Annotated in this window: 5 protein-coding genes and 1 pseudogene; 4 read left to right on the forward strand and 2 right to left on the reverse strand. The window is 66.6% G+C overall.

Annotated features, from left to right (window positions below; translation table 11 throughout):
• Nucleotides 1–34: 34 nt before the first annotated feature.
• Both NMB41_RS10480 and NMB41_RS10485 read left to right on the forward strand, forming a co-directional pair.
• Entirely contained in the window at nt 35–4,699 is a 4,665-nt protein-coding gene (locus tag NMB41_RS10480) for a pilus assembly protein (RefSeq protein WP_494382388.1), read from the forward strand.
• A 140-nt stretch (nt 4,700–4,839) separates the two neighbouring features.
• A complete protein-coding gene (locus NMB41_RS10485) occupies nt 4,840–6,510 on the forward strand; it encodes a peptide chain release factor 3 (RefSeq protein WP_494382389.1) in 1,671 nt (556 codons plus the stop codon).
• A 56-nt stretch (nt 6,511–6,566) separates the two neighbouring features.
• Here NMB41_RS10485 and NMB41_RS10490 read toward each other — a convergent pair whose 3' ends face one another.
• On the reverse strand, nt 6,567–7,631 hold the full coding sequence (locus NMB41_RS10490) for a DUF3108 domain-containing protein (RefSeq protein WP_494382390.1): 1,065 nt from the start codon (nt 7,629–7,631) through the stop codon (nt 6,567–6,569).
• Between the two features lie 720 nt (nt 7,632–8,351).
• Between NMB41_RS10490 and NMB41_RS10495 the strand changes: the two are divergent.
• A pseudogene (locus tag NMB41_RS10495) lies at nt 8,352–8,498 on the forward strand (hypothetical protein); the annotation flags it as partial.
• Between the two features lie 192 nt (nt 8,499–8,690).
• A complete protein-coding gene (locus NMB41_RS10500; RefSeq protein WP_494382820.1) occupies nt 8,691–9,485 on the forward strand; it encodes a methyl-accepting chemotaxis protein in 795 nt (264 codons plus the stop codon).
• Nucleotides 9,486–9,571: 86 nt separating this feature from the next.
• On the opposite strand, the gene gcvP is transcribed toward NMB41_RS10500, so the two are convergent.
• Nucleotides 9,572–12,457 (reverse strand): aminomethyl-transferring glycine dehydrogenase, encoded by a 2,886-nt coding sequence (gcvP, locus tag NMB41_RS10505; RefSeq protein WP_494382391.1) that lies wholly within the window; start codon nt 12,455–12,457, stop codon nt 9,572–9,574.
• Nucleotides 12,458–12,547: the final 90 nt, after the last annotated feature.

Below are 12,547 nucleotides of genomic sequence, written 5' to 3' on the forward strand. Positions count from 1 at the left end.
TCGAGGCCCCCGGGCCAATGAAATGGAAACACGCATGAATCGTCTTCTCTCGTATCGCCTTCTCGCATTCGTCCCGCTCCTGCTGGCGCTGCTGGCTCCGGCCGTCCAGGCCGGCCCGACCGCGATCTCCCAGCTGCCGCTGCTGAACATCACCGGTACCGGCACGGTCAAGCCGAACCTGATGCTCCTGTACGATAACTCGGGCTCGATGACGAGCACCTTCACCCCCGACTACGTCGACGACACCAGCACCTGCCGCTCGCGCGCGACCATGGCCGGCGGCACGCGCGGCTGCCGCATCGGCGATCCGCCCTTCGCCAGCCCGGACTTCAACAAGCAGTACTACAACCCGAAGGTGCGCTACCTGCCGCCGGTCACCAGCACCGGCGTGCCCTTCGAATCGATGACGCGCGCTTATACCACCGCCTGGACCTCGGTCACGACCGATGCCTTCAACGTCGACAACACCGACCTGCTTGGCGCCGATGTCAGCAAGACCAACCTGGTGACGGGCTTCCCCGACCTGCGCTGGTGCGACGGCAGCGGCAACTGCAGCGCCAACAGCAACGGCTACGCCTACCCGAACGACGTGCGCACGACGGCCCAGTCCTTCCTTGCCAATCCTTACTACTACACGATCAACGTCGCCGAATACTGCACCGACGCCACCCTGACCAATTGCCGCGTCACCGCTGTCAACGCGCCGGCGCCGGCCGGCTATCCGGAACCTGCGCGCGTGCGCTGGTGCGACAGCCGGGCTCTCACCAATTGCCAGGCCAAGTACGTCGGCGCCTTTAAATACCCGCGCTATTCCGACCCGGCGCGCAACCCCGACTGGTACGGCACCATCACCATCGGCGCCTCGAGCTATGCCAATGCGATGCGCATCGACAGCGTCTCGGTGGTCGAGCCGACCGGCACCTTCACCCTCACCAACACGGCCGTTACCGCCTCGGGCGGCACCAACAGCGCCACCAAGCAAGCCGCGGTAGCCAATGCGCTGGCTGCCTCGATCATCGCCAAAACCGGTCTCGCGGCCCAGTACACGGCCTGCGTGCGCACGCCGACCGTGTCGGGCGTGCCGGCCTGTTCGAGCTTCGGCATCACCCTCGACAGCACCGCCATGGTCGCCGTCGTGCCGATCAGCTGCCCGGCGGGCACGAGCAGCAAGGCGGTCGGTCCCTGCACCCTGGTGTCGGACGGCAGCCGCGCCGGGCGCGACCTGATCGTCAATTCCGGCGCCTCGGTGACTGCGCTCCTGACCGTGACCGGCACCACGAACGCCAGCAAGAACCAGGTCCTGAACGGGATTACCTTCGGCGGCGTCCAGCTGTTTTCCGGCACCCTCACCTTGTCGAAAGGCGTGAATTCCAGCGCGGTGGCGCTGGCCATCAAGACCAAGATCGGCACCGGCGGCGCAGTGCGCGCCTATGTCGGCGGCAACAACGTGACGCCGATGTGCGAAGCCGCGGCCAGCAACGTCGTCTGCCTGGTCACCGATTCGCTCGACGCCGACGGCGACAACATCGCCCTCGGCGCGCTCTCGAACAACACCGCGAGCAAGACGACTTACCTGAGCTTTTCCAGCACCGTCGGCGTGTCCGACGGCGTGCCGAGCGCCGTGACGCCGCTGGGCGCCTCGGTATTCGTGCGCACCGACATCGTCGCGACCCGCACCAGCTACCCGAAAGTGGCGGCGCGCACGGACTGCGCGGGAACGAGCTGCACCTATGACGAAGAGATGACCAATTTCGCCAACTGGTACGCCTACTACAAGACGCGCAACCAGATGATGAAGACCGCCGTCGGCCAGGCCTTCCAGCCGATCAACGACAACTACAACGTCGGCATCGTGTCGCTGTCGGTGGCCGCTGCCGAAGGCACGATGAAAGCGCCCAAGCCTTTCGCGGGTTCCTCGCGCACCGCCTGGTACAGCGCGCTGTACGGCATGTCGCCCAGCGGCTCGACGCCGATCCGCACGGCCCTGCATTCGATCGGCAAGATGTACGCGAACCGCGCGCCGTACAACTACTCGACCGGCAACGAGGTGATCCAGTACCCGTGCCAGCAGAACTTCACCTTCGTCACCACCGACGGCTACTGGAACGGCGCAGCTGCCGCGGACGTGGTCAGCAACGACAACGTCGAGAGCTCGGCGCGCTTCTGCTCGCGTGCCAAGGGCTGCGTCGACCCGCGCAGCCAGACCGGCAATTCGCTGGCCGACGTCGCCCTGTACTGGTACAACGGCGGCTCCAACGAAGCGGGCAAATCGCTGCGCTACGACTTAGAGAACTGGACCGACGTCGACGGCCTGGTGGCCGCGGCCGCGGGCGAAAACACGCGCCTGCACATGAACACCTACACGCTCGGCCTGGGCGTGGACGGCCTCATGACCTACGATCCGAAGTACGACACGGCCCCGAAGACCGGCAGCGACTTCCACAAGCTGCTCACCGGCGCCACCGGCTGCCCATGGAACAACGGCGGCACCTATGTCTGGCCGAATCCGAGCACCGAAGACAATACAGCCGGCGTCACCTACCAGTCGCGGGTCGACGACCTCTGGCACGCGGCCATCAATGGCCACGGCAAGTACTTCAGTGCCTCCGATCCGCTGCAGGTGATCGAGGGCCTGCGCGCGGCCCTGTCGAACATCGAAATCCGGATCGGCGCCGCCGCCGCGGCCGCCACCTCGACCCCGAACGTTTCGCAGGCCGACAACGACATCTTCGCCGCCACCTTCACCACGGTGCGCTGGTTCGGCGAACTGCAGGGCAAGAAGATCAATATCTTTACCGGTGCGATCGAACCGAAGGCAACCTGGAACTCGTCGGAGATCGTCGGGCGCAAGGTGGCTGCCGACACGGACCAGCGCCGCATCCTGATGCTGGACGTGGAAACTGGCGGGTTGAAGAACTTCGACTTCCTCGAAATGACCACCGCCGAGCAGGCCTGGTTCAAGGACAAGTGCAGCCTGCTGGCGCAATGCCCGACGCTCTCGGTCGCCGACCGCGCGACCGTCAACAAGGGCAAGACCATCGTCGACTGGCTGCGCGGCCAGCAGCAGCATGCCAACGATGTCGTGCTGCGCGCCTACTCGAAGACGGCCACCACCCCGGCGGGCCTGGCGGCGCCGCTGCCGATCGTGCTGGGCGATATCGCGTCCTCCAAGCCGGCCTACCTGCGCGACCCGCGCAAGGCCTATCCCTACGAGGACTATTTCACCTACCAGCAGGATAACCAGGACCGCAAGCCGACCGTGTTCGTCGGCGCCAACGACGGCATGCTGCACGCGTTCAACGCCCAGACCGGCGAAGAGCTCTGGGCTTACGCGCCGCGCATCACCATGAAGAAGCTGGCCGTCCAGGCCAGCACCACCTATTCGACCAGCCACCAGTTCACCGTCGACGGCTCGCCCGAAGTGGCGGACGTGAAGATCGGCGGCACATGGCGCTCGGTGCTGGTGGCCGGCCTGAATGCGGGCGGGCGCGGCTTCTATGCGCTCGACGTCACCAATCCGGACGAGCCGACCGCGCTGTGGGAATTGTGCGCCGACCCGGCCGTGTGCAGTGGCGACAATTTCGACGCCGACCTTGGCCTGTCCTTCGGCAGCGCCCAGATCGGCACCTGGAAGGGCAGCGACCAGGTCGAGCGCTGGGTTGCCTTCCTGAGCTCGGGCTATAACAACATTCCGGGCACCGACGGCGTCGCCGGCGGCAACGGCAAGGGCTATCTGTATGTCGTCGACATCGCCAGCGGCAGGGTACTCTCGAAAATCACGACCGGCTCGGGCGACACCACCACGCCGTCGGGCTTCGCGCGCTTCACGGCGGTCTCGGAAAACCCGCATACTGATCCGCTGGTGACCCATGTGTACGGCGGAGACAACCTGGGCCAGATGTGGCGTTTCGACTTCACCAAGCCGGGCGCCACGACGCTGGTCAAGATGGGCGACGCCGGCGTGAAACAGCCGGTCACCACCCGTCCCGACGTGACAATGTGCCAGGTCGACGGCACCAGCGCCGACGGCACCGAGAGCCGCACGCTGCAGCGGGTGGTCGCCTTCGGCACCGGACGCCTGCTCGATACGGCCGATATCGGCAATATCGACGTCCAGAGCACCTATGTGCTCAAGGATACGGGCCTGCCGATCAGTGCGGCCGCATGGCGCGGCACCTCCACCATGGCCAGGCAGAGCCTGGCGAAGGTCCCGGGCACGACCACCGCCTACACGATCAACGGCGTCAAGATCGACCTGGCGACCCAGCAGGGCTGGTACATGGACTTCAACCAGAACGCAGGCGAACGCGTCAACCTCGACCCGCAGATCATCTACGGCGCCCTGAACATCGTGACGAATACGCCAAGCTCCTCGTCGAGCTGCAAGGTGGGCGGCACCAGCAATGTCTACCAGATCAATATCTGCACCGGAGCGCCGCTGACCTCGATCACGGTCGACGGCGCGGGCGGCACGGATGGCAGCGGCGGCGGCGGCACGGGCAGCGGCACCTCGGTCATGATCGCGGGCCATACGCTGTCGAATTCGGCGGCGGCCGTCGGTTCGATCATTATCACTCTGCCAAAAGGCAATGCGCGCCAGATCACGACGAATGCCGACGGCAGCATGGGCGACGGCGCGGTGCACGGGGCCATTTCGGCCGCGGCCCAGCGCGGCGGCTGGCGCCGCGTGCGCGAATAAGCGGGGCAGGCAAGCTGCCAGGATGGAAACACGGAGGGGCCGGCGCCGAAAGCGCCGGCCCCTTCTGCATTCTATTCACACGATCGGCCCCGGAATCGGTAAAATCGAGGGTTTTCTTTATCCGGGCTAAGGCCTCGACTATGTCCAACGATCCTGACATCCTCGCTAGCGAGCTTCCTGGCACCGATGCGCCCGAGACCGCAGTTGGTGCGCGGCCGGCCGCCGTCGCGCGCGAAGTGGCGCGCCGCCGCACCTTCGGCATCATTTCCCACCCCGATGCGGGTAAAACCACGCTGACCGAGAAGCTGCTGCTGTTCTCGGGCGCGATCCAGCTCGCCGGTACCGTCAAGGGCCGCAAGAGCGGCCGCCACGCGACCTCCGACTGGATGGACATCGAGAAGCAGCGCGGCATTTCGGTCGCCTCCTCGGTGATGCAGTTCGAATTCCGCGACCACGTCATCAACCTGCTCGACACTCCGGGCCACCAGGACTTCTCGGAAGACACCTACCGCGTGCTGACCGCCGTCGACTCGGCGCTGATGGTGATCGACGCGGCCAAGGGCGTGGAGACGCAGACCATCAAGCTGCTCGAAGTCTGCCGCATGCGCAACACGCCGATCGTCACCTTCATGAACAAGCTCGACCGCGAAACGCGCGATCCGCTGGAATTGTTGGACGAACTCGAGTCGGTCCTGAAGATCGAATGCGCGCCGGTGACATGGCCGATCGGCATGGGCAAGAATTTCCGCGGCGTGTATCACCTGCTGAACGACGAGATCATGCTGTTCAAGGCCGGTGAAGAGAAGGCCGACGGCGCCTTCGAGATCCTGAAAGGCATCGACAACCCGAAGCTGGCCGAGATGTTCCCGCTCGAGATCGAGCAGCTGAAAATGGAAGTGGAACTGGTCCACGGCGCCTCGCATCCGTTCGACCTCGAACGCTTCCTGGCCGGCATCCAGACCCCGGTCTTCTTCGGTTCGGCGATCAACAACTTCGGCGTGCGCGAAATCCTCTCGGCGCTGGTCGACTGGGCCCCGGGGCCGCGCGAGCGCGACGCCACGGTGCGTTCGGTGGAACCCGCCGAGCCGAAGTTCTCGGGTTTCGTCTTCAAGATCCAGGCCAACATGGACCCGGCCCACCGCGACCGCATCGCTTTCCTGCGCGTGTGCTCGGGGCGTTTCGAAAAGGGCATGAAGGTCAAGCACCTGCGGCTGGGACGCGAAGTGAAGCTGTCGTCGGTGGTGACCTTCATGGCCTCTTCGCGCGAGCAGGTCGAAGAGGCGTATGCGGGCGACATCATCGGCCTGCCGAACCACGGCAACATGCAGATCGGCGACAGCTTCTCTGAAGGCGAGATGCTGACCTTCACCGGCATCCCGTACTTCGCGCCTGACCTGTTCCGCACAGTGCGCATCAGGAATCCGCTGAAGATGAAGCAGCTCCATAAAGGCTTGCAGCAGCTGGGCGAGGAGGGCGCGGTCCAGGTCTTCAAGCCGGTGCTGGGCTCGGACCTGATCCTGGGCGCGGTCGGCGTGCTGCAGTTCGAAGTGGTTGCGAGCCGCCTGCTCAATGAATACGGCGTGGACGCTGTCTTCGAAGGATCGAGCATCAGCAGCGCGCGCTGGGTGTCGTCCGACGACAAGAAGTCGCTGTCGGACTTCGAGACGCAGCTCGGCCACAACGTGGCCTATGACGCGGCCGGCAACCTGGCCTACCTGGCCACGTCCGGCGTGAACCTGCGCCTGACGCAGGAACGCTGGCCGAAGCTGACCTTCCACGCGACGCGCGAGCACGCGGCGAAGCTGGGGTAATTCCCGCTGTGGCGACAAGCAGGCCGGCGATCAAGCCGGCCTTTTTTTCGTCGCGATCACGGCTGTGCCGCGCTCTCGATGCTGGTGACGATCTGGTTCGCCACCGTCCCGTCGGGCTGCGTCACGCGCAACTGCACCGGCAGCCAGTGGCGTTCGGGCGCAAGCCACAACTCCACGCGGGCCTCGCCTGCCGGCGCCAGCTGCGCCAGGCGCACGGTGGCCAGCACGCCGGCCGGCGTGCTCAATTCTTCATTGCCCACCACCTGCCAGCGCACGATGCGCGCGCCGCTGCTGCCCGCTACCACGATGTCGATCGTCTCCTGCACCTGGTCCGGCTCCGCCAGCCCGATGCCGGCCAGCTGCATCAGCACCGAGGCGCGGTCCTGGCTGCCCAGGCGCAGCGGCTCGCTGGCGGCGAGGGGCCCGTGCTCGATGCGGCGCGCTTCGCGGTTGAAACGGGTCATTTGCGTGCCGCCGGCGGCGCCGGCTTCGCTGGCCTGGCTTGGTGCGATGCCGGCGTCGTCGCCGCCGCCTTCGCTCTCCAGCAGCCCAAGCACGCCTTCGATGCGCAGGCGGTAGGCGCCGTCGGTCTCTGCCCACACCAGTTGCGCCGCTTCGCCGGCGCTGGCCGGCTGCCCGGGCGCGTTGCGCGTCACCGCATAGGTGAGGGTGGCCGAAGGCGGCAGGCGCACGCGGTAGCGGCCCGGCATTTGCAGCGGTGCGATGCCGGACGTGGCGGCGGGAGGCGGCGCGGCGGGGGTGTCCGCCGCGGCGTTCGATGCGGGTGCGATGGGTGTGGACGGCGGCAGCGCCGGCGCCTCGGCCGCTGCCTGCACAGGCGCCGGGGCAGGGGGTGGCAAGGCCGCCGGTGCGACTCCATCCGGCCGCGCGCGTACAAGACGCAGCGCTACCGGCGTGCCAATGACCGCCGGCGCGGGCGCCCACAGGCCATCGATCAGGACAAGCGCGAACAGGTGCAACAGCAGGGAAAGCCCGACCCACGCCGCCAGGCGCCGGTGCCGGGCCAGGTGGACGGCAATCTTCATGGCGCTAGTGTCACCGACCTGTCTGCAATTGTCCACCTGCGGGAAGGTGTTGATGCCGCGCAAAGGGGTGCCCATGGCGATGCCTTAGATTGGTCAATGCGTTAGAGAAATATCGCGCACTCTCGACTTGCGAGGCCCCCATGCACAAGCACCAGCGTTGTCAAGCCGCGGCGGTTCTTCCTGCCGCCTTTCCTTTCCTGTTCGAGGAGCGCTGAAATGCTGTCGCGCCTGAAGATCGGTCCCAAACTGCTGCTCGCGCCCGGCGTCGTGCTGGTGCTGCTGGTCCTGCTGTCCTCCGGCGCCTGGTATGCGATGGTGCGCCAGAACGCCCTGCTGGAAGACATCGTCGGGCGCCGCGCCGCCCACATGCGCGCCGCCAGCGACGTGGTATTCACGGCCCAGCGCGGGCATGCCGAAATCTACCAGCTGCAGACCTGGATCGGCGGCAGCTTCCCGAAAAGCCGGATCGAGCCCCTGATCCGCGACATCCACCGCCAGCATGCGCTGACCAGCTCCGGCCTGCAGCAGCTCTCGCGCATGACGCCCCCGCAGGGCGACGAGCGCCGCTTCGTCGACGGCGCCGCTTCCGCCTACGCGCGCTATATCCGCGCCGTGGTCGACGTGATCGAACTGGCGCGCGACGACCAGTCGATCAGTGCGAATGCGATGAGCAAGGCCGAAGGCGCCTTTGCCGACGTGGCCCAGCGGCTCAACGCGCTGGCCCAGCTGGAACAATCGCTGTCGCAGGAGGCGTCGAACAGCGCCGCCGAGGAGTTCCGCGCCATGACCTGGCTGATGCCCTTCGTGATCGTGCTGGCGATCGGCGTCTCGCTGCGCATCACTGTGGCCGTTCGCGGCGCGCTGCTGAGCGAGATCCGCAGCATCGGCGCGGCCGCCGTCGACCTGGCCAGCGGCGACCTGACGGTCAAGGACCGCGTGTATGGCAACGACGAGATCGCGGAAACCTCGCGCGCCCTGAACGCCAGCATCCGCAACCTGAACGCGACGCTGCGCACCATCCTCGAATCGGCACGCTCAATCGGCTCGGCCTCGCGCGACCTGGCCCTCGGCAACCTGAACCTCACCACGCGCGCCGTGTTTCGCGCCAATTCGCTCGAGCACACGGCCTCCTCGATGCAGGAGCTGGCCGCCACCGTCAACCTCACCGCCGACAGCGCGCAGGCGGCCAACCGCCTGGCCGAATCGGCGTCGAACGTCGCCCAGCATGGCGGCAGCGTGACCGAGCGCCTGGTGACGACGATGGCGACCGTGAAGGGCAGCGCCTGCCGGGTCGGCGAGATCACCCAGCAGATCGATGCGATCGCCGTCGAAACCGGCACCCTGGCCCTGAACGCGGCCCTGGAAGCGGCCCGCGTGGGGGAGCGCGGGCGCGAGTTCGCGCTGGTGGCGGGGGAAGTGCGTTCGCTGGCCCTGCGCACCGGGAACGCGGCGCGCGAGATCCGCGAGCTGATCGAGCGGTCGGTGGCCGAGATCGAGGGCGGCACCGCCTTTGCCGCGCAGGCCGGCAGCAGCATGGCGACCATCGCGGTGTCGGTGCAGCAGGTGGGCGACATCATCAACCAGATCAGTTCAGCCAACGCCGAGCAGGCCAGCGGGTTGTCGGAAGTGAGCGACGCCATCGTGCAGATGGACCAGGTCACGCAGCGCAATTCCTCGCTGGTGGAAGAGGCGGCCGAAGCGGCGCGCACCCTGCAGATGCAGGCCTTGACCTTGTCGAAGGCGGTGGCGACCTTCCGGCTGGACGAAGCCGTGCTGCCGCCGGAACCGCCGCCGCGCCAGTCGAGCGTGGCCGAACCCGACATGCGCGAGGTGCTCAAGGATGGGCGGCGCGATGCCAGCACGGCGCCGAAGGTGGAGCGGCGCAAGGTCCCCAGGCCGCATTTAAGGTTGGCGTCGCGCAGGGATTGAGTTGTCGATTGGTCGCCGCAAAGCGCGCAAAAAAAAGCGGCGCAGGGATCACTCCCCACGCCGCCCTTCACTTCACGCGATGACGATTACTCGTAATCGCTGATCGGTGCGCAACCGCAGAACAGATTGCGGTCGCCATACACGTTGTCCGCACGGCCCACCGGCGGCCAGTACTTCTTCTTGCGCAGCGAAGCCACCGGGAAGGCAGCCACTTCGCGCGAATAGGTGTGCTGCCAGTCGTCGGCAGTCACCACTTCCGCCGTGTGCGGCGCGCCCTTCAAAGGATTGTCCATCTTGTCGTACTCGCCGCGCTCGACCTTGACGATCTCGGCGTGGATCGTGATCATCGCCTCGATGAAGCGGTCGATCTCGATCTTCGATTCCGACTCGGTCGGCTCGATCATCAGCGTGCCCGGCACCGGGAAGCTCATGGTCGGGGCGTGGAAACCGAAGTCCATCAGACGCTTGGCGACGTCTTCGTTGCTGATACCGGTCTTGTCCTGCAGCGGACGCAGGTCGATGATGCACTCGTGCGCGACCAGGCCGTCGTGGCCGGTGTAGAGCACCGGGTAGTGCGGGGCCAGGCGGCGCGCGATGTAGTTGGCGTTCAGGATCGCCATCTCGGTCGCGGCGGTCAGGCCTTCGGCGCCCATCATCGCGATGTACATCCACGAGATCGGCAGGATCGAGGCCGAGCCGTAAGGCGCCGCGCTGACCGCGCCAATGCCGTCTTCGCTGCGCACATAGCCGGTCGAACGCTGGTTCGGCAGGAAGGGCGCCAGGTGGGCGCCGACGCCGATCGGGCCGACGCCGGGACCGCCGCCGCCGTGCGGGATGCAGAAGGTCTTGTGCAGGTTCAGGTGGCTCACATCCCCGCCGAAGGCGCCCGGCGCTGCCACGCCGACCAGCGCGTTCATGTTGGCGCCGTCGATATAGACCTGGCCGCCGTGCGCGTGGACGATCTCGCACAGTTCCTGGATGCCTTCTTCGAACACGCCGTGGGTCGACGGGTAGGTGACCATCACGCAGGCCAGGTTGGCGCTGTGCTGCTCGGCCTTTTTCTTCAGGTCGGCCAGGTCGACGTTGCCGTTCTCGTCGCAGGCGGTGACGACCACCTGCATGCCGACCATGTTGGCCGATGCCGGGTTGGTGCCGTGGGCCGAGGACGGGATCAGGCAGATGTTGCGGTGGCCTTCGCCGCGCGACTGGTGGTATTTCTGGATGACCAGCAGGCCCGCGTATTCTCCCTGTGAGCCGGCGTTCGGCTGCAGCGAAATGGCGGCATAGCCGGTGACGGCGCACAGCATTTCTTCGAGTTGGCAGATCATCTGGCGGTAGCCGACGGTCTGGTCATCCGGAGCGAACGGGTGGATGCTGGAGAACTCGGGCCAGGTGACCGGGATCATTTCCGAGGTCGCGTTCAGCTTCATCGTGCAGGAACCGAGCGGAATCATGGTGCGGTCGAGCGCCAGGTCCTTGTCGGCCAGGCCGCGCAGGTAGCGCAGCATTTCGTGCTCGGCGTGGTAGCGGTGGAAGGTCGGGTGCGTCAGGAAGGCGCTGGTGCGGGCCAAGGTCGACGGAAAAGCGTCAGCCGCATCCTTGTCCAGTTCCTCGACGCTTGGGACGGCCGCGCCATTCGCGAAGATCGAGAACAGCAGCTCCAGGTCTTCACGGGTCGTGGTTTCGTCCAGCGACAGGCCGACGTGGCCGTCGTCGACGCGGCGCAGGTTCACACCGGCCTCGTTGGCGGCGGCGTGCAGCTCGCCGGCGCGGTCGGTCTTGACCGTCAGCGTATCGAAGAAGCTGTCGTTCGCCAGCGCATAACCCATCTGCTTCAGGCCAGTGGCCAGGATGCCGGTCATGCGGTGCACGCGATTGGCGATGCGGGTGAGGCCGTCCGGGCCGTGGTAGACCGCGTACATGCCGGCCATGACGGCCAGCAGCACCTGGGCGGTACAGATGTTCGAGGTCGCCTTTTCGCGGCGGATGTGCTGCTCGCGCGTCTGCAGCGCCAGGCGCAGGGCCGACTGGCCCTGGGCGTCGACCGTGACGCCGACCAGGCGGCCCGCCATCGAGCGCTTGAATTCGTCGCGGGTGGCCAGGTAGCCGGCGTGCGGGCCGCCGAAACCGAGCGGCACGCCGAAGCGCTGGCTGTTACCGACGACCACGTCCGCGCCCCATTCGCCCGGCGGCGTGAGCATGGTGAGGGCCAGCAGGTCGGCCGCGACCACGATCATGGCGCCGGCCGCGTGCAGCTTTTCGCAGGCGACACGGTAGTCGCGCACTTCGCCGTTCACGCCCGGGTATTGCAGCAGCACGCCGAAGCAGGTTTCGTCCAGCGACTCGACGTCGGCGGCGGCGATCACGCGCACTTCGACGCCGATCGGTTCGGCGCGCGTCTTGACCACTTCCAGGGTCTGCGGCAGCACGTCGTCGGCCACGTAGAAGACCTTCGAGGCCGACTTGCCGACGCGCTGGATCAGCGTCATCGCTTCGGCGGCGGCGGTGCCTTCGTCGAGCATCGACGAGTTGGCGATGCCCATGCCGGTCATGTCGGTGATCATCTGCTGGAAGTTCAGGATCGCTTCCAGGCGGCCCTGCGAGATCTCCGGCTGGTACGGGGTGTAGGCGGTGTACCAGGCCGGGTTCTCGAAGATGTTGCGCAGGATGACAGCCGGCGTGTGGGTGCCGTAATAGCCCTGGCCGATGACCGACTTCATCACCTTGTTTTTCGAGGCGATGGCTTTCAATTTGGCCAGCGCGGCCTGTTCCGGCAGCGGCTCGAAGAACTGGCCCAGGTCGAGCTTGTCCTTGCGGCGGATGTTGGCGGGAACGACGGCGTCGATCAGCGCGGCGCGCGTTGCGTAGCCGAGGGTCGACAGCATCGCCGCTTCTTCCGCGGTCGATGGGCCGATGTGGCGCGGGATGAAGGAATCGCGCTCTTCAAGTTGGGTGAGGCTGGTGCGGGTCATGGTGGTGGCCAAAAAGAGGTGACGGGACGGGCGGGACCGGCCGGACTAAAGAAGGAAGATGGGGAAGGACGGTGACAAACCAAGCTTGCG

The sequence above is a fragment of the Massilia sp. FBCC-B171 genome (assembly GCF_059134155.1).

What these genes read in the sequence shown, in the direction of transcription:
- NMB41_RS10480 (WP_494382388.1), top strand. Translation starts at nt 35, where the DNA reads ATGAATCGTCTTCTCTCGTATCGCCTTCTCGCATTCGTCCCGCTCCTG.
- NMB41_RS10485 (WP_494382389.1), top strand. Translation starts at nt 4,840, where the DNA reads ATGTCCAACGATCCTGACATCCTCGCTAGCGAGCTTCCTGGCACCGAT.
- NMB41_RS10490 (WP_494382390.1), bottom strand. Translation starts at nt 7,631, where the DNA reads ATGGGCACCCCTTTGCGCGGCATCAACACCTTCCCGCAGGTGGACAAT.
- NMB41_RS10500 (WP_494382820.1), top strand. Translation starts at nt 8,691, where the DNA reads ATGCAGGAGCTGGCCGCCACCGTCAACCTCACCGCCGACAGCGCGCAG.
- gcvP (WP_494382391.1), bottom strand. Translation starts at nt 12,457, where the DNA reads ATGACCCGCACCAGCCTCACCCAACTTGAAGAGCGCGATTCCTTCATC.